17 protein-coding genes and 1 pseudogene are annotated in these 25,530 nt (G+C 66.3%); 14 read left to right on the forward strand and 4 right to left on the reverse strand.

What is annotated here, in order from left to right; genetic code table 11:
- Window positions 1-243: 243 nt before the first annotated feature.
- The 5 genes and pseudogenes from CXR44_RS38930 to CXR44_RS18715 all read left to right on the forward strand — a co-directional run bounded on the left by CXR44_RS38930 (window position 244) and on the right by CXR44_RS18715 (window position 6,284).
- Window positions 244-2,913: an NACHT domain-containing protein gene (locus CXR44_RS38930; RefSeq protein ID WP_144070003.1), complete on the forward strand. Its 2,670-nt coding sequence runs from the start codon at window positions 244-246 to the stop codon at window positions 2,911-2,913.
- Between the two features lie 24 nt (window positions 2,914-2,937).
- Window positions 2,938-3,552: pseudogene (locus tag CXR44_RS18700) on the forward strand (replication initiator); the annotation flags it as partial.
- A gap of 25 nt (window positions 3,553-3,577) precedes the next feature.
- Entirely contained in the window at window positions 3,578-3,733 is a 156-nt protein-coding gene (locus CXR44_RS18705; RefSeq protein WP_245899262.1) for a helix-turn-helix transcriptional regulator, read from the forward strand.
- Complete coding sequence (locus tag CXR44_RS18710) at window positions 3,730-5,025, forward strand: tyrosine-type recombinase/integrase (RefSeq protein ID WP_144070004.1); 1,296 nt, start codon at window positions 3,730-3,732, stop codon at window positions 5,023-5,025. The genes CXR44_RS18705 and CXR44_RS18710 overlap by 4 nt, the downstream gene beginning before the upstream one ends.
- Before the next feature lie 62 nt (window positions 5,026-5,087).
- Window positions 5,088-6,284 carry an IS701 family transposase gene (locus tag CXR44_RS18715; RefSeq protein WP_101787378.1) on the forward strand — a complete coding sequence of 399 codons (1,197 nt, stop codon included), beginning with the start codon at window positions 5,088-5,090 and terminating at the stop codon, window positions 6,282-6,284.
- Between the two features lie 478 nt (window positions 6,285-6,762).
- Here CXR44_RS18715 and CXR44_RS38935 read toward each other — a convergent pair whose 3' ends face one another.
- Complete coding sequence (locus CXR44_RS38935) at window positions 6,763-7,227, reverse strand: hypothetical protein (protein WP_144070005.1); 465 nt, start codon at window positions 7,225-7,227, stop codon at window positions 6,763-6,765.
- A 24-nt stretch (window positions 7,228-7,251) separates the two neighbouring features.
- Window positions 7,252-13,965 carry a polymorphic toxin-type HINT domain-containing protein gene (locus CXR44_RS18720; protein WP_180903545.1) on the reverse strand — a complete coding sequence of 2,238 codons (6,714 nt, stop codon included), beginning with the start codon at window positions 13,963-13,965 and terminating at the stop codon, window positions 7,252-7,254.
- A 589-nt stretch (window positions 13,966-14,554) separates the two neighbouring features.
- Between CXR44_RS18720 and CXR44_RS18730 the strand changes: the two genes are divergently transcribed.
- Window positions 14,555-15,010 (forward strand): SbtR family transcriptional regulator, encoded by a 456-nt coding sequence (locus tag CXR44_RS18730; RefSeq protein ID WP_101787381.1) that lies wholly within the window; start codon window positions 14,555-14,557, stop codon window positions 15,008-15,010.
- Here the strand turns inward: CXR44_RS18730 and CXR44_RS18735 are convergent.
- Complete coding sequence (locus CXR44_RS18735; RefSeq protein WP_101787382.1) at window positions 14,997-16,514, reverse strand: phosphodiester glycosidase family protein; 1,518 nt, start codon at window positions 16,512-16,514, stop codon at window positions 14,997-14,999. The genes CXR44_RS18730 and CXR44_RS18735 overlap by 14 nt on opposite strands.
- A 119-nt stretch (window positions 16,515-16,633) precedes the next feature.
- Here CXR44_RS18735 and CXR44_RS18740 point away from each other — a divergent pair, with 119 nt between their 5' ends.
- Genes CXR44_RS18740 through CXR44_RS18765 form a run of 6 tightly spaced genes read left to right on the forward strand, consistent with a single transcriptional unit; the run spans window position 16,634 to window position 22,974 of the window.
- Entirely contained in the window at window positions 16,634-17,899 is a 1,266-nt protein-coding gene (locus tag CXR44_RS18740; protein WP_101787383.1) for an extracellular solute-binding protein, read from the forward strand.
- Window positions 17,900-17,940: 41 nt separating this feature from the next.
- Window positions 17,941-18,744, forward strand: coding sequence for a carbohydrate ABC transporter permease (locus CXR44_RS18745; protein WP_101787384.1), 804 nt, complete (start codon window positions 17,941-17,943; stop codon window positions 18,742-18,744).
- Window positions 18,741-19,559 carry a carbohydrate ABC transporter permease gene (locus CXR44_RS18750; protein ID WP_101787385.1) on the forward strand — a complete coding sequence of 273 codons (819 nt, stop codon included), beginning with the start codon at window positions 18,741-18,743 and terminating at the stop codon, window positions 19,557-19,559. The genes CXR44_RS18745 and CXR44_RS18750 overlap by 4 nt, the downstream gene beginning before the upstream one ends.
- 43 nt (window positions 19,560-19,602) lie before the next feature.
- Complete coding sequence (locus CXR44_RS18755; RefSeq protein ID WP_101787386.1) at window positions 19,603-20,769, forward strand: ROK family transcriptional regulator; 1,167 nt, start codon at window positions 19,603-19,605, stop codon at window positions 20,767-20,769.
- 10 nt (window positions 20,770-20,779) lie between these two features.
- Window positions 20,780-22,033, forward strand: a complete 1,254-nt coding sequence (locus CXR44_RS18760; protein WP_101787387.1) for a Gfo/Idh/MocA family protein — start codon at window positions 20,780-20,782, stop codon at window positions 22,031-22,033.
- Window positions 22,033-22,974 carry an endonuclease/exonuclease/phosphatase family protein gene (locus tag CXR44_RS18765; protein WP_101787388.1) on the forward strand — a complete coding sequence of 314 codons (942 nt, stop codon included), beginning with the start codon at window positions 22,033-22,035 and terminating at the stop codon, window positions 22,972-22,974. The genes CXR44_RS18760 and CXR44_RS18765 overlap by 1 nt, the downstream gene beginning before the upstream one ends.
- A gap of 175 nt (window positions 22,975-23,149) precedes the next feature.
- Here the strand turns inward: CXR44_RS18765 and CXR44_RS18770 are convergent, their stop codons facing one another.
- Window positions 23,150-23,608 (reverse strand): Lrp/AsnC family transcriptional regulator, encoded by a 459-nt coding sequence (locus CXR44_RS18770; RefSeq protein WP_219601891.1) that lies wholly within the window; start codon window positions 23,606-23,608, stop codon window positions 23,150-23,152.
- 111 nt (window positions 23,609-23,719) lie between these two features.
- On the opposite strand from CXR44_RS18770, the gene CXR44_RS18775 reads away from it, so the two are divergent.
- Together CXR44_RS18775 and CXR44_RS18780 are read left to right on the forward strand one after the other, a co-directional pair.
- Window positions 23,720-24,268, forward strand: coding sequence for an RBBP9/YdeN family alpha/beta hydrolase (locus CXR44_RS18775; RefSeq protein WP_101787389.1), 549 nt, complete (start codon window positions 23,720-23,722; stop codon window positions 24,266-24,268).
- A 271-nt stretch (window positions 24,269-24,539) separates the two neighbouring features.
- Entirely contained in the window at window positions 24,540-25,469 is a 930-nt protein-coding gene (locus CXR44_RS18780) for a CPBP family intramembrane glutamic endopeptidase (RefSeq protein WP_180903547.1), read from the forward strand.
- Window positions 25,470-25,530: the final 61 nt, after the last annotated feature.

Here is a 25,530-nt window from a genome sequence, read left to right on the forward strand (position 1 = left end):
AGCTTGTCAAGGCGATCCTCGTCCTTCAGCTCCGCGAGGCAAGATGAAAAGCACTCACTAAGTGAGCCAGAGCTGGACTGCATCGAAGATTATTACCACCCACGCTCAGCTCGGCTGCCGATCAAAATCGATCTGCGAGAGTACGCCACCTGGCTTTCAGGAATGAATCCTTTCGCCGACGATCCTGAGGAGAAAAGGCCAACAGGCACAACAAAGTCAGTCGAGTCATTTATAGCGGCACTCGTGACCGAGAGATCAGGGGGCATGCCGTTTAGTGTTGGAGATCTGAGCGCGATAGCCCAGAAAAGCGCCCTCCTCCTTTTCCTCGATGGACTCGACGAAGTTGCGGACGTAGCACTACGAAATCGCGTTATCGAAGAGATCTGCAGGACTGTGCGACGGCTCAGCGAGTCTGCAGCTTCTCTCCAAACCATCATAACGACACGGCCGTCCGCATTGGCAGAGGTCTTAGGCTTCCCGCCAAGGCTCTTTGAATCATGGTCTCTTAGCAGTCTAACCATCCCCCTCATAAGGGCATATTCGGAAAAATGGTCCAAAGCCGAGAACCTGAAACCCAAGGAGTATTCGGAACTTCGGCGGATTCTCAACAACAAGTTGGATCAGACGCATATGCGCGAGCTTGCTCGTAACCCAATGCAGCTGACGATCCTATTGAGTGTAATTAGAACCCGAGGCGCCAGTCTGCCCGACAAGCGGACCACGCTCTATGAGCTATACGTTGACCTGTTCTTCGCGCGCGAAGCGGGGAAGAACGACGTCGTAAAGGAATTCCGCGAGGAACTAATTGATATTCATCGATATCTCGCATGGGTACTACATTCAGAGGCGGAGAAGGGGCGAGCTCTTGGAAAGATTGAGTCGGGGCGCCTGCTGGAGGTCCTGCGTAAATATCTGATCAGTGAAGACCGTGCTCCCGAATTAGCAGATAAGCTATTTCATGGCGTAACGCAAAGAGTCGTCTTTCTGGTTGGAGCGGTAGAGGGTCAGTACAAATTTGAGGTCCAGCCACTGAGAGAGTTCTTTGCCGCCAAGTTCCTATACGAGAACGCACCTCACAGTACTGCCGGAAATCCCCAACCGGGGACGATCGATGAACGTTTTGACGCAATCGCCCGGAGCACATACTGGCAAAATGTGACGCGCTTCTATGCGGGCTGCTTCAAAAAGGCTGAACTTCCTGCCCTCGTGGAAAGGTTGCAGATTCTGGCCGAAGAGGGTGATCACGCCCTAACTCACTATCCGCGCGCGCTAGCGGCCACCCTACTTGCCGACTGGGTGTTTAGTCAGAATCAGCGTAGCCTTAAAAGCATAGTCCAGCTTGTGCTAGCCCATGACGGCTACCGTTCTCTTTTTGGAAGTGTTTATCAGACCTCAAGCCGGACAGAACCCCTTGTCCTGCCAGACGGCTGTGGTCGAAATGAGCTTCTCGATAGATGTTTTGAAGTGCTGTCAGAAAACACTCACTCTGATATCCGAGTTAGCATTGCTCAGCTCGCTCAAGCCAACACTACCGTAGATGTTCTCAGAAAACGGTGGCTAGCATCTGCTAGCGTTCCCAACCAAGAGTCACTGCGCAATTTCTTGCTCGATGGCTATGCGCTGGGAGTACTCTCACGTTGCGACCTTCGGGACATCACTGCTATTGCAAGTCTGCCGCAGCTGCGGGAAGCTGGATTCGCAGGTATCGCTGCCATGGCCGGCCGTTGGGACTGGATCGACCAGGATGACGGTCTGGTCGACGACTATCTCGATGCTACTGTCTTTAGAGGTGTCGACCTCCGCTCTGCGTCGACGATCAATCACAAAATTGCTTATGCCACGATCGTAGCCCAGACATTCCTTCTTGACCCGAATAGCTACTTCTATCGCAATCGGCGCACTCCTGATGACGCCCTAGCACACGCGTACGGCTTCCGATTCGCCCCCAAGCTTCTTGAGACCGATCGACCTGCCCTCAAGGAGTTTTGGACGATATTTGAGACACTGTCCAAGACACCTGCAAATGTCCTCCAGGAAGACATAAGCATCTGGCGCACGATCACCGAGAAGGCAACGCTGGGAAGAGGCGATAATTGGCTGGCGATACGCCTGGCATACGCCGCTACGTGCTGGGTCCGGCTCACAGAAGCTGCTTTCCCTAATGGAGAGGATTTCAACCTTTCAGACGCGTCTCTCGACCTTATTGAGCGCTTGCAACGCTCTAAGAGATGGAAGGGTACAGTTAGTTGGTGGCGGGCGCAATTTGCTAAAGCATCGTCTGCAGCGGAAAGGTTGCGAGTTCTCCAGATCGCATTTATGGTCTGTGGACCTACGACTCTCTCACGGTTTATTGCCTCGATTGAGAATTTTATCGAGACCCTCAGTATCGATGAGATCTACATGCTTAGCTCGACTGAGAGGTTCGATTTCCGCACGCGCCGTGCTGGTCGCGGATATCCTCAGGACCTTGATCTCACAAGCCTGCGCCCTAGAACTTGTGCGCTGCTCATAATGCTGCCGCTCGCTTATCGACATCCGGACTGGGAGAGCGCTCGGCAGTTGCTCGCGGGGTACGATGGCAACGATCGTGTAGTTCTCGAAATATGCTTGCTAGCAGAAGTGGATCGTCATCGTCGGGGAGATATCGACGGCGACGGCTGGCGGCGAATTGCTGACTTCTCCAAGCGTTTGTACGCACAAGGTCGAGACCATGAAGGTCTCGTAATGCACATGCTGAGCCGCGGGGATACCACGATGCCTATCGATCTCGCTCGTAGCATCGCTGGAAACCGGGCAGCATATCCCCTCTTCTTAGTGTCGTTGGCAGAAGGCAGCTGCCTCCGTCACCTAGCCCAGGCCACGGTCCCCCTAGCAGACGTCGCACGTGAGGCGTGGGGGGTAGAGGTCGACTGACGCTAGCGGCGGGAGCCCGCCTGGGCCACCGCTGACGCCCTGACCCAAGCCGTCCAGCACGCGGCCAGCGCGATAGCCGTCGAGGTCGAGCCACTCGCCCGTATCTTCCGCTGGGGCACCCAGCTCGACATCCGCCCCATCACCATGAACGGCGACCTCACCGAACAAGCCGTCGCCGCCTACATCGCCAAGTACGCCACCAAGGCCGCCGAATGCGTCGGCACCCTCGACCGGCGCATCCACACCCTCGACGAACTGGCCCTGCACCGGCTGCGCGAACACGCCCGTCGCCTCATCGCCGAATGCCTCCGCCTGGGCGCCCTCGACGACCTGGCCGACCTACGCCTCACCCAGTGGGCCCACATGCTCGGCTTCCGCGGCCACTTCTCCACCAAGAGCCGTCGCTACTCCACCACCCTCGGCGCCCTCCGCACCGCCCGCGAAGAACACATGCGCGCCGAGGAGATCACCACCGGCCGCCTCCCGCTCTTCGACGAGGACACCGTCCTCGTCATCGCCCACTGGGAGTACGCCGGAAAGGGCCTGTCCCTCGGAGACCAACTCCTCGCGGCTGCGATCACAGGCACACCCACACCCGCGCCCACGTACACGCACCCCATGTCAGAGGAGGCGCTGTGACCGTGCACCAGAGTGACGAGCGGATGTGGACGATCCAGCGACTGTCCGACTTCCTCGGCATCCGGCGACCACGCTCTACCAGTGGCGCTACCTCGGCAAGGGACCGAAGGGCTGCAAGATCGGACGCCATGTCCGCTACCTGCCCGAGGACGTCTACGCCTGGGTGCGTGAGCAGTCATGACCGTCTACGACAGGTGGCACAAATCCAGACCGCGCCCTGGGGACTCCCCGTGTCCCGAGCACAACCGCGTGCCCACGTCCGGCCATGGCAAGGGTGAGCGCTGGCAGGTCCGATGGCGCGACGACCATGGTGAGCAGCGGAAGAAGAACTTCGACAAGCGCGCCGCTGCCGACGCCTTCGACGCGAAAATCAAGAACGAACTCGCCGTCGGCACGTACGTCGACCCCAGCGCCGGCAAGGTCCTCTTCCGCCAGCGTGCAGACGAATGGCTCAGGACGGCACCGTTCGACGAGGCTGTCCATGACCAGGTCGCCATGAGACTCCGCAACCACATCTATCCCGTCCTGGGCGACCGCGAGATGCGCGTGCTCGCCAACCGGCCGTCGATGATCCAAGCCTGGATCCGCGGGCTCCAGGGCCAACTGGCCCCGTCCTACATCAAGGTCCTGCTCGCACACGTGTCCGCCGTGTTCTCCACAGCTGTGGACGACGGCCTGGTGGCGAGGAACCCGTGCAAGGCCTCTGTCGTGCGAGCACCCTCGATCTCGCGCGACAAGGTGAAGCCGTGGACGTACGACATGGTGGACGGGATGCGGGCCGCCCTCGGGAAGAGGTATGCCGTAACGGTAGACGTCGGGGCCGGCCTCGGCCTGAGGCAAGGCGAGATCCTCGGCCTGTCCGTGGATGACGTCGACTTCCTACGCAGGGTCGTCCACGTGCGGCGACAGGTGAAGCTCGTCCGGGGCCGGCAAGTCTTCGCTCCGCCGAAGGGCGGGAAGACGCGTGACGTGCCGCTCCCGGACTCAGTGGCTCTCCGACTCTCTGCCCACCTCGCAACCTTCCCCGCCGTGGACGTCACGCTCCCCTGGCAGGCACTCGCCGGCAAGCCCGTGACCCACCGGCTGGTCTTCACCACACCGAACGGCAACGCGATCCACTGCACCTACTTCAACCAGAACCAGTGGCGATTGGCCCTCGTCCGCGCGGGCATCGTCCCCGCCCCGCCCAAGGGCCAGATGCCCGAGTCGCATCGCAAGCACGGCATGCACGCCCTCCGCCACTTCTACGCCTCCGTACTGCTCGACGGCGGCGAGAGCATCAAGGCCCTCAGCGAGTACCTCGGCCACCACGACCCCGGCTTCACCCTCCGCACGTACACACACCTCATGCCGTCCAGCGAGGACCGCACCCGCAAGGCCGTCGATCGCATTCTCGGGGACACCCTCCCCGGAGCGGAGTACCTCGATACGTCCAGTGCCCACCGTTACTCAGGTCAGAAGGTCCTGTGGTGACAGCCTTCTCAAGAAGGGCGACTAGTACTACAGCCAGGTTTTGTGATCTGTAGGCTGAATGCATGGTTGGTGAGTTAACGCCCGATGATCTCCAGGAGTGGGTCTCGGGGCTGGATGTGCTGTTCGGGCGGGTAGCCGGCCGGTTCGGGCGGGTGGAGCCGCGGCGTCAGGCGCGGGCGTACCTCCTGGGGTTACTGGCTCCGATCGAGCGTAAGAACGGCTGGCAGCTGGCCGAGGCGGCTGGGGATGCGGCGCCGGATCGCATGCAGCGCTTGTTGAACAGCGCCCGCTGGAACCCTCGCGAGGTGCGTGCTGACCTGCGCGATTACGTGATGGACAACCTCGGCCACCGCGACGGCGTGCTGATCGTGGATGAGACCGGGTTCCTGAAGAAGGGCGACAAGTCGGCCGGGGTGCAACGCCAGTACTCCGGCACCGCGGGCCGGGTGGAGAACTGCCAACTGGGGGTATTCCTGGCCTACGCCTCCCCGTCAGGCCGTGCGCTGATCGACGCCGAACTGTATCTGCCGAAGTCCTGGACCGACGATCGAGCTCGATGCGCCCAGGCAGGCATCGGGGAAAACGTGCAGTTCGCCACCAAGCCCGTACTGGCCCGGATGATGCTCACCCGCGCTCTGGAGGCGGGCGTTCCGGCCTCGTGGGTCACGGCCGATGAAGCCTACGGCATGGACTTCAAGTTCCGGCGCTTCCTGGAAGAACACCACCTCAGCTACGTGGTCGCGGTGCCCAAGAACCAATGGATCGGCAAGGCGTGGGGCGGGCAGATCAACGCCGACACCGCGACCGCCCAGGCCCCGCCCGAGGCATGGAAACGCCGCTCCTGCGGCAACGGCTCCAAAGGGCCGCGCCTGTATGACTGGGCCCTGGCCACCGTGCACTTCGAGACCGAGCCCGGCTACCAGCGTTGGCTGCTGGTCCGCCGCAGCCTGACCCCCAACACCAAGGGCGAACTCGAGCTGGCCTACTACCTGTGTCATGCCCCGGTCGGCACCAGCTTGGAGGACCTCATCGCCGTCGCCGGCGCCCGCTGGGCCATCGAGGAATGCTTCCAGAGCGCCAAGAACGAGACCGGCCTGGACCAGTATCAGGTCCGACGCTATGACGCCTGGCACAGGCACATCACCCTGGCGATGCTCGCCCACGCCTACCTTGCCGTTACCGCCGCACACGCCCCAAAAGCCCAAGCGGCCTGGTCCGCCTCACACCAGCCGAAATCCGCCGTCTCCTGGCACGTCTGACCGCCACGATCACCCGCCCACTCAGCCACGCCCTCGACTGGTCCCAACGTCGAGGACACCATCAGACGCGCGCACGAGCCAGCCACTACTGGAGGCGTTGGCTCAAACATCACGAAATCAGGCTGTAGTACTAGGCTTTCAGTAGCTTAGTACGCGGATCGCACAATCTTGACTCCCGCATCCCACTTGGGCGAGGGGCTGAAGGAGTTCTCACTATGTGAGACCCAGTGAGCAGGTGTAACGCGCCAATGGCGTAGCTGCGCATGGTGGCCAGGATGGACGGAGCCGAGGCAGTGCGGGTTCGGCAGCGGTCTTCAGCGAGGGTCGCGTGGCGGACGTAAATCAGGTCGCCTGGACCAGACCGAGCATCACCACCAGCGGGTGCGCCGTACCCGCCGATCACGAGGGGCGGGGATCTGTGCCACATCTGCCGCAGGTCAACTCTGCCGCCCCGTCGAGTGACACTGACGCTTTCACGTCATCTCACGGAGAACCGCTGAATTACCGGATCAGCGGCCAACCAAGGGAATTCTGTCGTAAGGCGAGAATGAACCTGGAACAGGAAGTCAGTAAGCACTACTATGAACTCTTCGCGATCAACGGAGACCTCCCAGGAATGCTTTGATGAACTTATGGCAACGAGATTACCATCACCGTGCAGTCGAATTACTTCCTCACTTTCTGTAAAGCCGATTGCTGCGTCTTCTCCTGACGATAGACGCTTCACGGCATGAGAGATGGATAGCGCAAAGTCCACGAGCGTCACAAATCTCTTTTTCGATATCACTTCAACGCCATCGATAAGCAGGTGAACATTTGCGCCAAAGTATTTGTAGCGGATGTCTATCTCGCTGAGTTCTCCCGGATCGACTTGGTTGACGCTATCCCAGGTCTTACGCCAGGGCGACCCAGCGTCCGGGACCTTGAAGGTTAGATATATCACATATTCCTCATTGTACAGGTGGATCTAGTACGGGAACGCTGTCACAACTTTACCATCGTGGACGATAACGCGGATCCGCTTCAGATTGCCACCGCCGTTCGCCGACCCCGCTCTACCCACAGGTGTCCCGAAATCCCATTCATAGATTTGCCCAGGACGCGCTTCTCCTGTGATTGGATCTGGCGTATTAGGCCTGGACGCCCCTCGATTGATAGTGTCAGCTATTCGTTGACGAACGACCTTGGCCTTGCCTGTAAGGATCCCTGCCTCATCGTCAACCAGGGCACCGCCGGGTCGGTGACGATCCACGATGTGCTGCCAGTCACCTTCCTCCACTGCCTTGGTTCCACATGGCCTGCTGGAATTGTGGACTAAGACCGGCGCTGCCCCAGCTGCCACATAGTACGTATGAAGATCGGCCACCGTCAGGTTATGAACCCGCTGCCTACTTGCGGCCCACTTCGAGACCTTCTTGATCTCAACAGGGTTCCCCGTATTACTAAGAAGCCATTTCCCGGCCCGAAGATCAATAGCAGGCACCCATCGAGACAGGTCCACCACCCAGAAGGGGTGATTATCTGTGGCCGTGATGATACCCGTCTTGCTACCCCGCGAGCCATCGATATCAACAGTAAGCTGAACGAGATTCTTCTCACCTTCGGCACTGATTAGATCAACCACAGCCTTGGGTGTCGTTTCAGCAGTACGAGGCGCCGTAGCGAGCACATGGTCGCCGACTCTAACCTTTTCGATTGGCTTGTATGAGCCGTCGGCCATGAGGACTTTGGTACCCGAGACGAAGCTATTGCAGGGCTTAGTGTTGGACCTGAACGGTCTTATGTTAGCGCTGGGTACACGAATCCCGAGGGACCTGATGTTACGAATTGGAACATTGACGCCAATATTAGCCATATTGTCGTCGCCGGCAGTAAGCCCTGATATTGCTGTCAGGTAATCTATGTCTGCTTGCTTCCGGAGGGCATCTTCGCGATAGCGCTTCCTGTTGGCGTCCTGTCTGCGCTTCTCGATTTCCTTCTTGCGTGCGCGCTCGTTCTGCCGCTCGCGCTGCTTGTGGATCTTGCGTTCGCGGGCGGTTTTCTTCTTGCCGCTGGCATGGTGGGTTTTCGCGAAGTTCTGGTTGGCGTTGGGACGCTTCTTGCTACGGCTGTAGCCGTAGCTCTTGTCGCTGCTGCCGCCGCCGGCGTCGACGCGGCGGCCGTCGGGGTCGGACAGGTCGATGGGGTTGTTGGCGGCGTAGCTGTAGGCGTTGGCCCATTCGGGGGTGCGCAGGTCGAGTTCGGGGTCGGTGGAGATGAACTTGGCGATGGCCGGGTCGTAGTACCGGGCCCCTAGGTATGTGAGGTCGGTGGAGGCGTCTTCGACCTTGCCGAGGAAACCTCGGTCGGTGAAGGGCAGGTCGTCGCCGCCGCGGCGCTTGCCGAAGGGTTGGTAGCGTTCGCGACTGACGGTGCCGGTGGAGTCGTTGATGGCGAGCTGGGTGCTGCCGTGCTGGCCGGCGAGCAGCCAGGTGACGCCGCCCCCGGTCTCGCGCAGGGCGATGAGGGTGCCGTCGGAGGCGGTGTAGTAGCGCTTGGCGGTGACCTGGCCACCGGCGAGACGGAGTTCCAGGGCGCCGAGGTAGAGAGTGGTGCTGCCGTCGGGGTCGCGGCGGATCAGGCGTTGGCCGTCGGCGTCGTAGACCATGGCGGTCTGCTTGCCGTCGACGGTGGCCTGGGTGAGTTGGCCGAGCGGGTCCCAGTCGAAGGTGGCTTGCTTGCCGGCGACGGTGCGGGCGGTGAGTTGGCCGGCGTTGTCGTAGGCGTAGGTGTCGGTGCCGTTCGGGCGGGTGATGGCGGTGACGGCGTTGGGCCGCACGGCGTTGGCGCCTGGCGTGGGGTAGGTGTAGGTAGCGCTCTGACCGTTGTCGGTCAGGGTGGTGATGTTGCCGACCTTGTCGTAGGTGTACGACTGGTCGTAGGGGTCGAGACCCTTGGCGTCACCGGAGCCAGTGCAACTGCTCGCGGTGGTGGTGTAGGCGGTCTTGAGGCGGAGCAGGCCGTCGTAGGCGAAGCATTCGGACTGACCGTCGGTGGTGCCGGGGACGGCCGAGGCGGCGTCGAGGATCCGGGTGATGTTCCCGGCGACGTTGTAGCTGTAGCGGTCGTCCTGGACGGTGTCCGGGGTTGACGTGTCGGCCTTGGTTTGGGTGAAGACGCGCGACAGCCAGTCGGTGGTGGGATCACGCTCCAGGGTGCGCTTGATCTTGCCGTTGCCGCCGAGGAAGCGGGCGTGGAGCTTTCCGGTGAGGGTGAAGCTGGTGTCGTTGACGTAGGTGAACCCGCCGAGGTCCGAGGTCAGGGCCTTGGCGAAGCCGAGGTCAGTGTAGGAGTAGGTGAGCTTCTCGGCGGGCAGGCCGCCGGCCTCGGGCAGGGTGTGTTCGCGGAGGCTTCCTGCGGCGTCGTAGCCGGTGGTGAAGGTGTAGTCGCGACCGAGGGCGCCTTCGGTGGCGGGGATGGTGACCTTGGTGGTGGTGGGCCGGTAGTCGCTGTCGTAGCCGGTCACCGTCTGGGTGTAGGGCTGTCCGCCGGTGTAGCGGGTGGCGGCGGTGGGGTGGCCCTTGGCGACGGTGTCATAGGTCCATTCGGCGAGCTTGGTGCCGGTGTTCGGTTCGCCGGACCATTGGATGGTGCGGCGGCCGAGGTCGTCGTAGGTGTTGGAGACCTTCTGGCCCTTGCCGTTGATGCTCCAGGCGAGTCGGCCGGCCAGGTCGTAGCCGTAGCTGGAGCTGCCGGCGTCGGGGTCGGTGGCGGCGGTTCGCTGGTCGAGCCAGTCGTGGGTGTAGGTGCGGACGTTGCCGTTGGCGTCCGTCATGGTGGTGAGGTTGTCGTTCAGGTCGTAGGCGTAGGTGGTGTCGGCGTGGTTGGTGGCGTCCGACCACTCCTCGACCTTGACGGTGCGGCCGTAGACGTCGGTGACGGTGGCGGTCTTGCCGCCGACCGGCGGGGTGACCTCGCTGCGGTCCTGGCCGGGGTAGCTGGTGGTGGTGCGGCGCAGCTCGGTGTCCAGGTGGTAGGCGATCTGCGCGGTCGGCCGTTCCTGGTCGTCGTAGACGGTCTTGGTCCACTGCGGCAGGCTGGTCAGCGCGGGGTTGAGCAGGCCGCTGCCCGGCTCTGCGGTGTTGTGCACCGGCTCCGACTCCGCCGTGGTAAGGCCGCGCGGGTCGTAGGTGGTGACGGTGACGATCCGCCCGCCGGCGGGTGAGGCGGTCTGGGCCTCACGGGGCCGGCCTAACCCGTCCTCGTAGCTGTGGGTGGCGGTCCACTTGGCTGAGCTGCCGCTGCCGGTCAGCAGTTCCTTGAGGGTGGTTTTGATCGGCGCGGTGGGCTGGCCGGACCAGCCGTTGAACGGGATCGTGTAGGTGGCCGTGGCCGAGGGGGTGCCGCCGCTGCGCGGCTGGCCGGGCTTCCACACGGCGGTGGTGCGGCCGAGCGCGTCGTAGTCGATCTCGGTGGTCTTGCCGTTGGCGTCGGTGACCGCGACCGGTTCGCCCAGCACGTGGGACAGCTTGGCCGTGGTGGTGTGGCCGAGCGGGTTGGTGACGGTTACGCCGGTGGTGGGCCAGCCGGCCGGCGGGGTGTAGGTGGTGGTGGTCGTCTTGTTCAGCGGGTCGGTCGAGGAAAGGGTGCGGCCGTAGTCGTCGAACGTCGCCTTGACCGTGGAGACGGTGCTGGCGTTGGCGTGGGAGCGGACCTCGGTGGCGTTGCCGTCACTCGGCTTGTTGGTGGCCGGGTCGGTGCCCAGGTCGTACAGCGTGATGGTCTTGCCGACCAGGGTGCCGGCCGTGCAGTCGTCACCGGCGCGCTTCTCCACCACGGACGGGAAGTCGACCAGCCACTGCCCGGCGTCGGCGTTGCGCGCGTAGGTGGTGGAGGTGCAGGAGTTGTCACCGGCGACACCGTCCTGGCCGTAGTCGTTGACCTTGATGGGCAGGCCGTCGGCGTTGTAGGCGGTCTTCTCGTCGCTGTAGCGCCAGGTCCCGCCGGTCACCTTCTCGCGCGAGCGCTCCCGCGTCTGCAGGACGAACGCGGGGTCCGTGGTGCCCGGGCCGTTGCCGGTGCTTTGGATCGTGTACTCATACCGGGTCGAGTCGACCTCGGTGTAGGCACGCGGATTGAGCGAGGTCATCTTCCACGCCTGCTCCTGCAGCACGTTGCCCTGCAGGATCGGCTTGTCGACGGTCGTGCTGCCGTCGAAGTCGGTGACCGTCTCCCCGGTGCCGCGCAGGAAGGTGCGGGTGGTGACGCTGTAGGCCGAGGGGTCGCTGCCGGAACCCTCGATGGTGCGGACCTGGCTGTAGCCGCGCCAGTCGGAGGTCGACGGCGCCTGGCCCGGCTCGGCGAACTCGATCGGCTTGGTCCAACGCGGGCTTCCCAGGAACTCGTACTGGGAGACCATGTCGGGCGAGCCGGCGACCATGTCGCGCTCGACCACCTTGACGGCGAGCTGCTTGTAGTAGCGGCTCCAGCTCTCATACCCCTGCTCGGGGTCACTGCCGTAGTCGACGTCGTAGCAGTCACCGGTCTTGTCGGTGAAGTAGTTCGACCCGTCACGGCCCTTGCCACCGCTACACGGATCGGCCTGACCGTAGGAGACCTCGATCCGGCCGCCCATCCCGTTGGCGATGCCGGCGATCCGCGGCACCATCCGCCACGACAGCAGGTCGGTCCAGTCCGACATGGTGTCGTGGTCCATCTTCCCGGCCAGCATCACCGCGTCGAAGTCCAGCGGCGGCAACACCACCTGCGACCCGCCAGCCAGGCCGGTCTGCTGCACGGTGTCCAGCCACAGCACCGGGTCATCGGCCGGACCGAAGTCGGTCCGCTGGTAGACCCAGGTGTGCTTGAGATCGAGCCGGTCCACATCGTCCCACTCACCCGAGGTGGGGTTGAGCGACTCGGTCAGCACGGAGGTGAGCTTGCGGGTGTTGTAGAACGCGATCGCGCTGTTCGCGCAGCCGGTGGCCTGGGTGCACTGCAGGTCCGTCGGTACGTCACCGCCGTCACGCGCGGCGGTGGTGAACGTCATCCTCGCGGTCGGCGCACTGCCGCTCACCTGCGTGTTGTGACCCCAGCTCACCGAGGCGAGGAAGCCGCCCCGGTCATACGGCAGCACCCGATACAGCTCGTGGATGCAGGAAGGCAGGCAGAAGTAGTTGCTGTCGCGCGTGTAGGAGTAGTCGACCACGTTCTCGTTGCGGTCGATCTCCTGGTCGAGGTTCCACCGCCACACCCCGGTGCAGGTCGGCGGGATCTCGTCGTTATAGTAGCGGTCGTAGCAGGGCTCACCCGACTCGTTGCCCACGAACGGCACCTGCCACTGGGCGTCCTTGGTGGAGCCGAACCGCCACACCGTCCCGTCCTGGTTGGTGATCTTCCAGTACGGCTGGCCGTCGGCGCCGCCGGCGACCTGCTCGATCTTCCACCCGAGGTCAGGGACCGTCTTCCACGCCCCCGAGGTGCGGTCCTTGACGATCTGCGCCGAACGGCCTCCCGCGCTCAGCACCAGCTCCGACTGCGACTTGTCATTGGTGGTGCTGTCGCCGTCGTTCTCATCCGGCGACTCCCAGCACAACGCCTCACCGCCGATGCCCTGCTCCTGGGCGCTCCAGACGAGGGCCGCGGTGTTGTCGTCGTACCAGTTGTCCACGTAGCAGCGGCGGTAACGCCGCTCGATGAACCCGGCGCTCAGATCCCAGCCGGCCCCCACCACGCTGGACTGGTTGTTGGTCCAGTCGCCCTGCCCGTCCACCGACGACGCCTCATACTGCAGCGACAAGCTCGGACCGTTGCCCGCCACCGAGGGCGGCTCCGGGAGCGGCACGTCATAGTCGAACCCGCCCCCCGACGTCCCCGCCTGCCACGTACCCGACGGCTTCAGATCGGTGGCGCCCCAGTTCCCGTCACGCCCCGTCATGCCACCGGACAGGATGTACACCGAACCGGCCGCCAACTGCGCAGCCTGCCGCTGCTGCGCCGCCTGCAACGCGGCCACCTTGCGGTCCTTGTCCCGCGTCGCCGGCGGCTTGACCTCGGCCGGAGCAGCGGTCGCCGGCGTGGCCTCCACCTCGGCGACCAGCGTCCCGGCCTTCACATCGTTCGACGACGGCACCACGACCGGCCTCGCCACACACGACTTCGGCCGCGGCACCTCGACCGCACAGGCCGGCACCCGCACCAGCCGGAGCCGGCTGACGAAGTTCCCACCGAACGCATCCCGGAAGCCCGCGTAGGAGAACTCGGCCCGCACCTTCCCCGGCACAGCAGCCCCATCAGCCCGCACCACCCGAGCGGCAATTCCCACTCCGCCGAGCGCGCGCACAGCCTCCGGCGACAAGGTCTCCACCTTGACCGTGCCCACGTCCGCGCCCTTGACCTGACCCACCTTGACCGGCGAACCCTCGGCCTGAGCCGCCTTGCCCGCGTCGGTCAGCTTGACCTCGGCGCTCCCCGCCTTCGGCCACACCGGCTTATGCCGTTCAACCTTCGGCACAGACTCCTCAGCGCCCTTGGCTGCCTTCTTCTCCGACACCGGGCGGCCGTCCACCGACTGCTCCGGATCCGCCGCCGCAGCGGCCCGCTGCACGAGCTGATCAGGAACCCCAATGCTGGAAACCAGGACCAGCCCCATGAGCGTCACTACGAACGCCACGAACCACACCGGCAGACGTCGATCCGACATCCCGTATCCCTTCAGGGCACGCTGACGCAGACCCCGGGAGATCGGGGCCTTACGCGTCTAAGACAGACATAAAGTGGATCAATGGGAATGTGATCGACAGATCAAGATCGGTCAACAGCGGGAGCGTCACTCACCCGACACGAGCAGTCAGACCTGGTTCGACCACAGGAGACATGCCTCCTGGTCAAAACGATCAGTTGCAGAGATCGGAGGTGGCGCAGATTTTGTATGTGATCCGCGACACACCCAGGCTGTGGCCCTGACAGAAAGGCGAATTCGGCGCGTCCATCCCAGCAAGGTCAAGGAGTTGCTCGGCGGCGGGCGAATCCCGGGTCACGCTCCGCACACACACCTCTCATGCCGTCAAGCGAGGAACCCCACTCGTTAGGCCGTCGATCGCGTCCCGGGGGCACCCGAGCCCCAGCCATGTGCCCTGGATGTGCCCTCCGCGCAGACCTGACCGACATCACCGCAGGTCAGGACGCCGAACAGTGACTACCAGCACTTCAGCAAGGGCGGCGGCTGAGGCCTGGGGTGACGTCGGCACTATGGCGCCGACCTGAGGTTTGTCCCCTCCGCAGTGACCTCAATGCACGAACGGCTGGTGAAGGCGGCAGGGACCGGGCTCAACGCCCAGGGAGCCGGAGCCTCGCTCGGCGACATCGCCGAAGCCGCGGGGGTCGGCAACGCCACCCTCTACCGCCACCTCGCGACGCGGGAACGGCGTATCGAGGCCGTCTACGACCCGCGGGTCTGCGCGAGGCGGTCGTGCGCATCACTGAGAGCGGGGTGCTCGGCGAGGCGTTCACGGCCGCCTGCCAGGGTCCGGGCGTACGCTGAGCCGCCGCAGGTCGCGGCCTGGCACCACGCCGTGCACCAGGCCGCCGCCCCTCTGGTCTCCGCCGCTCAGGTCGCGGGCGCGACCAGGCCCGACCTCGACGTGGTCGAACTGGTGCCGCTCACCACGGCGGTGGCCCGCGCCGGGAGCCCGGCGCAGGCGGACGGCTTCCTCGACCTCCTGCTGGAAGGGCTTATCCGGCGTTGATCAGGATGGCATTGCCCAGGGAACGCTGGCCCGTGGCGTCGGAGGGGCGGTTGACGATGCCGCCCTCCGCGGTCGCCACGACGCTGGAGCCACCGCCGTCGAGGTTCATCGCCTCCACGGCCCCGAGCCGCTTCATCAGTTCGGCCGTCTGCGCGATGCCGAGGCCCTCGCTGTAGCCGGCCTGCCTACCGTCCACGACCACGAGCATCAACCGGCCTTGCTCGTCCACGCCGATCATGGAGCGCGGGTTGGCGCGCAGGGTCCAGTTGTAGGTGAAGGTCTGGTCGCCGCCCTGCCTGATCAGGCCGTCGGCCTCGGCGTTGACCGAGATCTCCCCGTCACGGACGAGCGTGGGCCCGACCTGCAGGATCGTCGTGTCGGGCGTGAGCGGCACCCGGTGGCCCCTGCTGTCCTCGACCCGCTCGGAAACGCGCAGCCTGCTCCCGGGCCTGGCGTTCGCATGCAGCCACTCGGCGCTGTCGCCGATCGCCTGCACGGTCCACCCCCCAGCAGGTACGGCGGAGCCACGGCTACGGTTGACCGCGACGACGAACCCCCGAGCGTCCACGACAGCCTCCGCGCCCTCGCCCGACGGCGGCTGACCCCACTCGGGCGTGAAGCGCACGAGCTCGCTGTCGTCGGTGCACTTCAGGTCATGCTGCGGCTTCTCGGTGGGCAGGTCGCCTCCGACGCCACCGCAGTTCCAGATCTCGCCGGGCAGCCGGTTGACCCCGTCGATCTCGACCGATTCCGCGCCCCCGTGGAGGGTGACATGGGCGGTGTAGGCGTCGACGTCCACGCGCCTGCCACCATTCGTGATCTTGATGCCGCCGCGTCCCTGGGTGGCGTTGCCGAGGAGCCTGCCGTCCTTGACGTAGAGGCCGCCGGGACCACGGTTGAAGAACCACTGGGCGTTGATCCCCGCTACGGCCCCGCTGGAGGCGATCTGGTCGGTGAGGGTCTCCGGGTCGGAGAGCGTCGGGCCGAATCCGGTGGCGACGGTGCCGTGGAAGTCGCGGAAGTCGACGCGGAGCACGTGCACCTTCTGTGGCGCGTTCTCGTCGGTGCCGTCCTGCGCGGTGTAACGGGTGCCTCCCGCGAAGCCCGCAGCCCTAACCTTGGCGAGGGCCGTGGCGGCCTCGTCGCCGGTGGCGTAGCGGCCGAGCCGTACGGTCCAGCCGAGCGGCCCGGCTGGGCGGTCGGCGAAGGCCGGGGCGTCGACCCGCTCCAGGCGGGGCTCGAAGCCCTTCTCGGTCAGTGCGGCGACGACCCGGTCGGCGATCTCCTTCGACCCGATCGCCGTGCCCGCCGTCTTCAACGGGCCGTCGAGGAGTGCGGGCAGGTAGACGTGGACGGTCCAGAAGTCGTCGGCGTCCTGGGCTCCCAGCGAGAGCGTGGTGAGGGTGACGCCCGGCGGGAGCTGCGGCGTGCTCGCCACTGCCGCCGAGGCGGGAAGCGCCAGGGCCAGGGCCGCGACCAGGGATGTCAAGGCGGTGCGGTGCATGTGAGTCCTTTGGTGAGGAGCAGCTTGACGGCGCTCTGAGCGCTTCCTATTCTGCTGATGCAATTAATAAATGACTCTTATAAAAAGAGCAAGCCTCCTCCGCCTGGGAGAACCCCCTCATGAAGAAGCTGCTTCGGCTGGCCGTGGCCGCGCTCGCCGCCCTCCCCCTGGCCGCCTGCGCCTCCGAGAGCGAAGGTCCCGTCGCGCTCACCTGGTGGCAGGGACCCAACGCCGACACGCCCACCCAGGCCGCCGTGGCCGCCTGCAACCGCGAGGGCAAGTACACGATCAAGGTCGAGACCCTCCCCGAAGGCTCCGACAAGCAGCGCGAGCAGCTCGTCCGCCGTCTGTCGGCCAAGGACCGCGCGGTCAACCTCATCACCCTCGACGTCGTCTGGACGGCGGAGTTCGCCGAGGCTGGCTGGATCCTGCCGCTGCCCGAGAGCACGACGAGGACCGTCTCCGAGGGCACGCTCGGCGGAGCCATGAAGTCGGCGACGTGGAAGGGCAAGGTCTACGCCGCGCCGCTGCTGTCCGGCTCGCAGCTGCTGTGGTACCGCAAGTCGCGCGCCCAGCAGGCGGGCATCGACCCGGCCAAGGGCGAGCTGACCTGGGAGCAGCTCCTCACCGCCGCGGGAAGCCTGCCCGACGGCGAGCGCGGCGTCGCTACACCGGGCAACCGCTACGAGGGCTACACCGTCTTCATCAACGCCCTCGTCGCCTCCGCCGGCGGCCAGATCGTCGACCCCGACGGCAACCCCGGACTCGACACCGACGCGGGCAGGGCCGCCGCCACGGTCATCTCGTCGCTGGCCTCCGGCCCCTCGGCGCTGAAGGGGATGAGCACACTCGACGAGGAGACCATGCGCGCCGCCTTCGAGAACGGCGAGGCATCCTTCATGACGAACTGGGGCTACGTCTACGCCGCCGCGGCCGATCGCGCCCGGAAGGAACCCGGGTTCAAGAAGGTCTTCGACGACTACGGCTGGGCACGCTACCCCAGGGTCGTCCAGGGCTCACCCAGCGCGCCGCCGCTCGGCGGCTCCAACCTCGCCGTCGGCGCGGGCACGCCGGAGGACCAGCGCCAGAGCGCCTTCGCCGCGCTCGCCTGCCTGACCTCGACGCAGTCGCAGAAGACTTTCATGCTCCAGTCGGGCATCCCCGCCGCCCGCTCCTCGGTCTACGACGACCCCGAGGTGCGGGCGAAGTTCCCCTTCGCCGACGTCATGCGCGACTCGATCGCCGAGGCGGCCCCGCGTCCGATGGCGCGCAAGTACAACGCGCTGTCCACCGCCATCCAGACGGCCTTCCACCCGCCCGCCTCCGTCACCGCCGGGACCGCCGCCAAGGCCAACGCCGCCGTCAGCGAGGCCGTCAAGCAGTGAGCCAGATTCCTCAAGCACGTGAGCAGCGGCTCGGGTGGCTCATGGCCGCCCCTGCCCTGCTGCTCATGGTCGCGGTCACGGTCGTACCTGTCCTGCGTACGGCGGCGCTCTCCCTGGAGAACTACTCACTGAGCGCGCCGGGTGAGCGAGCCTTCGCCGGGCTGGACAACTACGGTCGCATACTCACCAGCGACACCTGGTGGCAGGACCTCGCCGCGACCGTCGTTCTGACGGTGACCAGCGTGGGATTGGAGTTCGTGCTGGGTTTCGCGCTCGCGATGGCCATGCACAAGATGCTGTGGGGGCGGCAGTTCCTGCGGACCATAGTGCTCGTGCCGTACGCGGTGCTGACGGTCGTCTCGGCGTTCGCCTTCCGCTTCGCCTTCCAGCCGTCGGTCGGCTTCGTCGGCGGCGACTTCAACTGGCTCGGCGAGACCTGGTCGGCCTACTCGGTGATCGTGCTGACCGAAGTATGGAAGACGACGCCGTTCATGGCGCTGATGCTGCTCGCCGGGCTGGTGACCGTGCCGGGCGAGGTGTACGAGGCGGCCAAGGTGGACGGGGCCGGGGCGTGGCAGCGGTTCTGGCGGGTGACCGTCCCGTGTGTGCGGCCCGCGATCGTGGTCGCGCTGCTGTTCCGCACCCTCGACGCCTTCCGCGTCTTCGACACCGTCTACATCCAGACGCAGGGCGCGGTCGGCACGGAGACGCTGTCGTTCCTGAGCTACCGCTTCCTCATCAGGGACCTGGAGGTCGGTCTCGGCTCGGCTGTTTCGGTGCTGCTGTTCGTCTGCGTCGCGATGATCGCGGCCGGGTTCGTCCGAGCGTTCAGGGGTGAGTCATGAAGCGCAGGATCGCCGACCTGCTGGTCACCACGACGGTCGCCGTCTGGACGCTCGCCCCGATCGTGTGGGTCGTCAGCCTGTCGCTCAAACCGGCCTCCCTGCAGAACGACGGCCGTTTCCTGCCCGCCTCGCCCACGCTGGAGAACTACACGGGGTTGTTCACCAACCCGATGTTCACCACCGCGCTGCGCAACTCCGTGGGCATCTCCCTGATCGCCACGACCGTCTCGGTGATCGTCGCGGTGTTCGCCGCGTACGCGATCGCGAGGCTGCGCTTCCGTGGCAACGGCGCGGTGCTGGGGCTCGCGCTCGGCCTGACCATGTTTCCCGCGATCGCCTTGGTGGGGCCGCTGTTCACACTGTGGACCGACCTCGGGCTCTTCGACACCTGGCTCGGGCTGATCATTCCTTACGTGTCGTTCTCGCTGCCGCTGGCGATCTGGCTGATGACCGCTTTCTTCCGCACGATCCCCTGGGATCTGGAGGAATCCGCCCAGATGGACGGGGCCAGCAGGCTCCAGGCGCTGCTCCGGGTGATCATCCCGGTCGCCGCGCCCGGCGTGGTCACCACGTTCCTGCTGACCTTCCTGGCCTGCTGGGGCGAGTTCCTGTTCGCGATCTCGCTCACCTCGACCGACCGGTCGCGTACGGTCCCCGCCGCGCTGGCCTTCTTCACCGGGGAGTCGGAGTTCCAGCAACCCTACGGCGCCATCGCGGCGGCGGCCTTGATGGTGACCGTTCCCGTGGTCATCCTGGTCCTCATCTCCCAGCGCCGCATCGTCGCAGGGCTCACCTCCGGCGCGGTGAAGGGATGACCTGGGTGATCCACAACGATCCAACGACCACGAGGATGTTGCCATGACCTCCGCAGCGACCGCTCCTCTGCTCCGCCGGCTCAACGCGGAGACCGTGCTGAACGTGCTGCGGGACGTCGAGGCGATCAGGCACACCGAGCTCGCCGACGCCGCCGGGCTCTCCAGGCCCACCGTCGACGCCGTGATCGAGGACCTTCGGCGCATCGGCCTCATTGCCGAGGTCGAGGACGACACGCCCGGTCGCCGTGGCAGGCCCGCCCGGCTGGTGCGCTTCAGGGCCGAGCGCGGGCATGTCGTCGGCATCGACATCGGTGTGCACAAGTGCATGGTGTCCGTGGCCGACCTGCGCGGTGTCGTACTGACGACCCAGGTGAGGTCGCTCGGGCAGGAGCTCGGCCGCAAGGAACGGCTCGACGGGGTGCGCAAGGCCGTGCGTGAGGCGCTGAAGCAGGCGCGGGTCGAAAGGTCGGCCGTGCTCGCGGCCTGCGCGGCCACGCCTGGCATCGTCGATCCGCGCACCGGAGTGGTGCTCACCTGCGACGTCCTGCCCGACTGGAAAGGGCTGAACCTGCGGGCCGTACTCGGCCGCTCCTTCGGCGCGCCCGTCCTCGCCGACAACGACGCCAACCTCGCCGTCGTCGGAGAGCGCTGGCGCGGCGTGGCCTCGACCAGCGAGGACGTCATCTACGTGCTCGCGGGTGAACGGCTCGGCGCCGGGATCGTCTCCGGCGGCCAGGTCTTCCGCGGCCACGACGGGGGCGCGGGCGAAATGTCCTTCCTCAGCCTGCTCGAACACACGCCGGGCGCCGAGGGCATAGGCGCGCTCGCCAGCCACATCGGCAAGGAGGTCGTCGCCAGGCTGCGCGAGCACACCAGCTCGCTGACCGGCGACGCCGCGCTGCTGCTCGCCGCCGCCCGCGACGGTGACACCGAGGCCCAGCAGGTGCTGGAGGAGATCCTCGCCCGCATCGCCAGAGCGATCGGCACGATGGCGCTGCTCCTGAACCCCGAACTGATCGTCATTGGAGGCGGCGTCGCGGCCGCGGGCGAGCAGATCGCTGAGCCGATCAGGCGCAGGCTGCCGCGAATGACCTCCCTGCCGCCGCGCCTGGAGGTGTCGGCCCTGGGAGACAAGGCCGTCACCGTCGGCGCGCTCAGAACCGCGCTCGACTCCGTCGAGAGTTCCCTGCTGGACAACCTGAATGCCTGAACGGAGCAGTATGACCCCGGTGTCGCTGGCCATCGTCGGAGCCGGAGACCGCGGCAGCGGATACGCCCGCTGGGCGCTCGCACACCCGCACCTGGCGCGAATCGCGGCCGTCGCCGACCCGGCCGCGGAGCGGGCACGTCCCCTGGCCGAGGCGGGCGGCGCCCGGATCTTCGCCGGCTGGCGCGACCTCGCCGCCGAAGGCAGGATCGCCGACGCCGTCGTCATCGCCACCCAGGACGGCGACCACGCCGAGCCCGCCAGGACCTTCGCGGAACTCGGCTACCACATCCTGATCGAGAAGCCGCTCGCGCCGACGGAAGCCGAGTGCCGCGAGATCGTCGCGGCGGCCGAGCGCGCGGGCGTGATCTTCGCTGTCTGCCACGTGCTGCGCTACGCGCCCTACACCGACACGGTCAGATCCGTCGTGCGCTCCGGGCAGATCGGCGAGATCGTCTCCGTCCAGCATCTCGAACCCGTGGGCTTCTGGCACCAGGCGCACTCCTACGTGCGCGGCAACTGGCGCCGCACCGACCAGTCCACGTTCATGCTGCTCGCCAAGTCCTCTCACGACCTCGACTGGCTGCAGTACGTCGTCGGCAGGCCGATCGCGCGGGTCTCCAGCTTCGGCGGGCTCAAGCACTTCACGCGCGACAACCGGCCGCCAGGATCGGCGTCGAGGTGCCTCGACTGCGCCGTCGAACCGGCATGCCCCTACTCGGCGCCCAGACTGTACGGCGGGCGCCTGCGCGAAGGGCAGCACGGCTGGCCGCTGAGCGTCGTCACCAGGGAGTTCACCGAGGACGCCCTCACCAGCGCACTGCGGCACGGGCCGTACGGCAGGTGCGTCTACGACTGCGACAACGACGTCGTCGATCACCAGGTCGTGGCCATGGAGTTCGACGGCGGCGCGAGCGGCGTCTTCACCATGACCGCCTTTAACGCTGGTGGACACCGCCGTACGAGGATCTTCGGCACCCACGGCGAACTGGAGTGCGACGGCGAGCACGTGCGCGTCCACGACTTCCGCACGGGCGACGTCTCCACCATCACGGTCGCCGCGACGGGCGACCCCACAGCCGGAGGTGGCCACGCCGGTGGCGACGAACGGCTCATGGAGGCGTTCGTGCGCGCGGTGGCGACCGGCGAGCGCGACCTGATCCGATCGGGGCCCGCCGAGTCACTCGCCTCCCACCTGGCGGTCTTCGCCGCCGAGCGGGCGAGGATCACCCAGCAGGTCATCCCCCTCACGGAAGGAGCTCGCTGATGCGGGCAGCTTTGCGCACGTTCGTGACCGCTCTGCTGTTCTCAGGTCTGGTCCTGCCTATGGGACCCGCCCAAGCCGACATGCCGGACGCCGCCAGCTGGCCCCGGCCGCGCTTCATCACCTACAACATCTGCGGCGCGGCGAAGCAGTGCCCGCCCGTGGACCGTAAGGCCTTTCAAGCGGCGATGGTGTCGGCCATCGACCACTGGGATGCCGACCTCGTGTTCCTCCAGGAGGTGTGTTACGGGCAGTGGACGCTCCTGCGTGACCACCTGAGCACCCGCACCGACGGCCCGCGCTACGACAGCGTCTGGGGAGCGACCCGCACCTCGTCCGGCTGCCTCGACTGGGGCTCCGACCAGCGCTTCGGCCTGGCCACCTTCGCGAAGGGCACCTTCGAGGAGGGCACCAGGACGGTCGTCCCCCTCCCCGAGGACGAGAGCGACGGCGCGATCGAGAACCGCATCCTGCTGTGCGGACGCGTGCCCGTCACTGGCCGCCCCGTCCGCGCCTGCAACACCCACATCGCCCCAGAAACCGGTCAGGGCGGCCCCCAGGTGGACAAGGTCGCCGAGGTCACCAGGTCCTACGCAGCCGAGGGCGACCCGGTCGTGCTGGGCGGCGACTTCAACCTTGCGCCCACCGACTCCATCCTCGACGCACTCTACGACCACAACGACGGCAAGGGGATGTTCCAGGAGGTGGACGAGAACGACACGGCGTTCTTCGGCCCCACCTGCGACCAGAGCGCCGACCGATGCAGGAGCGGAGAGCCCACGGCCGTGCCGACGTGCGCGACCGACCTGGAGACACCCGTGAAGATCGACTACATCTTCCTGAGCTCCTACTGGTTCACCAACGTACGCGGCGACGCGGCGGCCTGCGCCGACACCGTCTCCGACCACCGCCTTCTGCGAGGCGCCGCCGCCTGGGAGCACTGACCCGGCGTCACGACGTCAACGGCCACGCCTCCACCACCCCTGCACAACCGCGCAGGAGGCACCCGCGGCGGCTCGACCGCCTCTTCCCCCGTGTCCGCCTCGGTGATTGCTGGTCACGTTCGAGCGGCGCTCGGGAGGCCCGGTGCCGCAACCGGTCAAGGTCCGCAGGCTCGGATCAAGAGGTGGCGTCGGTCAGCGGCTTGTGAGGGTATGCGCGCAGCACGAGGGACGTGGTGACAGGGCCGTACCGGGCAAGTGCGTCGACGACTTCTTCGAGTCGTCCTGCCTGCGGACAGTAGACATGGAAGATGAGGCAGTCCTCCCCGGTGACCCTGAGGCTGGAGGCGATCTCGGGGGTCCGGGAGGCGAAGTCCAGGGCGCGTGAGAGGTGGGCATGTGTGGTGCGGAGCCGGATGACCGCGTGAATGTTCAGCCCGAGGGCTACCGGGTCGACCACGGCTCGGTAGCCGGTGATGACGCCGCTTTTCTCCAGTCGTTGGATGCGCGCGCTGGCCGCGGGCTGCGAGAGCCCGACCCGGCGCCCCACCTCCGCGCCGGTCAGCCGGCCGTCGGCCTGGAGCAGGGCGAGGATGTCCCGGTCTATCCGGTCGAGTGATTCCATCGTTGTCAGCACCACTTTCTTTGAGATCGCTCGCGCGACCGCCACTGACCTGATGGATTCAACAGAATCTGCACCAGGCGCTCCCAGGGTGGCAGAGAGCGGCGAGTGAAACGGTGGTGGGCAGTGGTCGCGTACGTCGTCATCCCGGGTATCGACGGTTCGGACGGACGGCACTGGCAGACCTTGTGGGAGCGGCAGTGGGGCACCTCGGCGGTGAGGATCTCCCCTGCCTCGTGGTCGGCTCCCGATCTGGATGACTGGGTCAAGGCTGTCCAGGAGGCCTATGACGAGGCTCGCCGGCAAGACAGCCGCGTGGTGCTGGTCGCCCACAGCCTGGGTTGCTGGGCGGCGTCCATCTGGCTGAGCAACAACCCCTCAAGCCCGACCGGTGGCGCATTCCTGGTCGCGCCCCCCGACCCGCACGGGCCGGCTTTCCCCCGCCAGGCAGCTGCGACGTTCATGGAGGTGTCGGCGCAACCGTTGCCGTGTCCGGCCCTGGTGGTGGGCAGCGCCGACGACCCGTACTGCACCCCGCAGGCGGGTGCCGGCTTCGCCGCGCGGTGGGATGCGCGGTGGCATCTGGCGGGCGCGTGCGGACACCTCAACTCCGCCAGCGGCCTGGGCTCGTGGCGGCATGGCCGTGAACTCCTGGACTCGCTGACCCGACAATGATCAACCACCCGCCGTGGACGTCACGCTCCCCTGGCAGGCACTCACCGGCAAGCCCGTGACCCACCGGCTGGTCTTCACCCTCCGCACGTACACGCACCTCATGCCGTCCAGCGAGGACCGCACCCGCAAGGCCGTCGATCGCGTCCCCGGGGCACACGAGCCGAGCCGTGTGCCCTCGATGTGGCCGGATGGTCTCCGGCCTGCGGGCGCCCGGACGAGTCCGGGCCTTACGGCCCTTCCACGGGGGTGCGGTGGCCGGTGTAATGAGGCCATGATCGCCAGATTCGCCGCGCTGGTGAGGCGCCGGCCGGTGGTGTCGTTCTTCGCACTCGCGTACCTGTTGTCGTGGGGCTGGTGGGTGCCGATCGGTGTGGCCGGCGGGGTGGTGCGTGGCGGTGACCCCTGGCCGACGCACATGCCCGGCCTGCTCGGTCCGTTGCTGGCGGCGGTCGCCGTCACCGCCGTCACGGGTGGGCGGGCGGCCGTAGGTGCGTACCTTCGCCGGTTGTGCCGGTGGCGGGCCGATCGGCGCGCCACGCTGATGGCCTTCAGCCCGCTGGCCATGCTGGCGGCGGGACTCGTCGCGATCCTGCTGATCGAGCAGGACGTGCCGCCCTGGCCGGAGTACTTCGTGATCAGCGGCCTGCCTTCGTCGGTGCTGCCGATGCTCGCGGGCCTGATCGTTCTCAATGGGTTCGGCGAGGAGGGCGGCTGGCGCGGGTTCGCCCAGGAACACCTGCAGCGTCGCCACGGGCCGGTACGGGCCGCGGTGATCACGGCGCTGGCCTGGGCCGGCTGGCACGCCCCGCTGTTCGTCATTCTGGCCAGTTTCCGCGGGTTCGACCCGCTCGTACTGCCAGGGTTCTTCCTCGGAATGGCCGCAGGGGCGTTCGTACTGGCGCAGGTCTACAACACCGCCGGGGGCGGTGTCGCCGCGGCGGCGTGCTGGCATGTCACCTACAACCTCGCCTCGGCGACGGCCGCCGCGTCGGGGACCCTCGCGGCCATCACCACCACGGTCGTCATGGTGTGGGCGGCGATCCTCCTCGTCATGGCCTACCGGGCGGCTCGCCGCCGAGCGCCCTCACCGCTGCTCGGCGGCCGGTCGATCCGACCGGACGACGTCGATGACGTCTTCCCCGTTCCACGCGGCCGGCCACCCGACGCCGTGCCTGGAGGCCTCGGCAAGGGCGGCGGCTGAAACCTGGGCGGCCTACAGTGGACGGAGGGAATGGTCGACGGCCTGCGGCCGCATCGGCCGA

Origin of the sequence: Nonomuraea indica (assembly GCF_002850745.1) — a bacterium.
Taxonomy (GTDB): Bacteria; Actinomycetota; Actinomycetes; order Streptosporangiales; family Streptosporangiaceae; genus Nonomuraea; species Nonomuraea indica.

Excerpts from the sequence above, each read along its gene's own strand:
- CXR44_RS18765 (WP_101787388.1), top strand. The coding sequence starts at position 22,033 with ATGCGGGCAGCTTTGCGCACGTTCGTGACCGCTCTGCTGTTCTCAGGT.
- CXR44_RS18760 (WP_101787387.1), top strand. The coding sequence starts at position 20,780 with ATGACCCCGGTGTCGCTGGCCATCGTCGGAGCCGGAGACCGCGGCAGC.
- CXR44_RS18755 (WP_101787386.1), top strand. The coding sequence starts at position 19,603 with ATGACCTCCGCAGCGACCGCTCCTCTGCTCCGCCGGCTCAACGCGGAG.
- CXR44_RS18730 (WP_101787381.1), top strand. The coding sequence starts at position 14,555 with ATGCACGAACGGCTGGTGAAGGCGGCAGGGACCGGGCTCAACGCCCAG.
- CXR44_RS18710 (WP_144070004.1), top strand. The coding sequence starts at position 3,730 with ATGACCGTCTACGACAGGTGGCACAAATCCAGACCGCGCCCTGGGGAC.
- CXR44_RS18735 (WP_101787382.1), bottom strand. The coding sequence starts at position 16,514 with ATGCACCGCACCGCCTTGACATCCCTGGTCGCGGCCCTGGCCCTGGCG.
- CXR44_RS18780 (WP_180903547.1), top strand. The coding sequence starts at position 24,540 with ATGATCGCCAGATTCGCCGCGCTGGTGAGGCGCCGGCCGGTGGTGTCG.
- CXR44_RS18745 (WP_101787384.1), top strand. The coding sequence starts at position 17,941 with ATGGCCGCCCCTGCCCTGCTGCTCATGGTCGCGGTCACGGTCGTACCT.
- CXR44_RS18715 (WP_101787378.1), top strand. The coding sequence starts at position 5,088 with ATGGTTGGTGAGTTAACGCCCGATGATCTCCAGGAGTGGGTCTCGGGG.
- CXR44_RS18740 (WP_101787383.1), top strand. The coding sequence starts at position 16,634 with ATGAAGAAGCTGCTTCGGCTGGCCGTGGCCGCGCTCGCCGCCCTCCCC.
- CXR44_RS18750 (WP_101787385.1), top strand. The coding sequence starts at position 18,741 with ATGAAGCGCAGGATCGCCGACCTGCTGGTCACCACGACGGTCGCCGTC.
- CXR44_RS18720 (WP_180903545.1), bottom strand. The coding sequence starts at position 13,965 with ATGTCGGATCGACGTCTGCCGGTGTGGTTCGTGGCGTTCGTAGTGACG.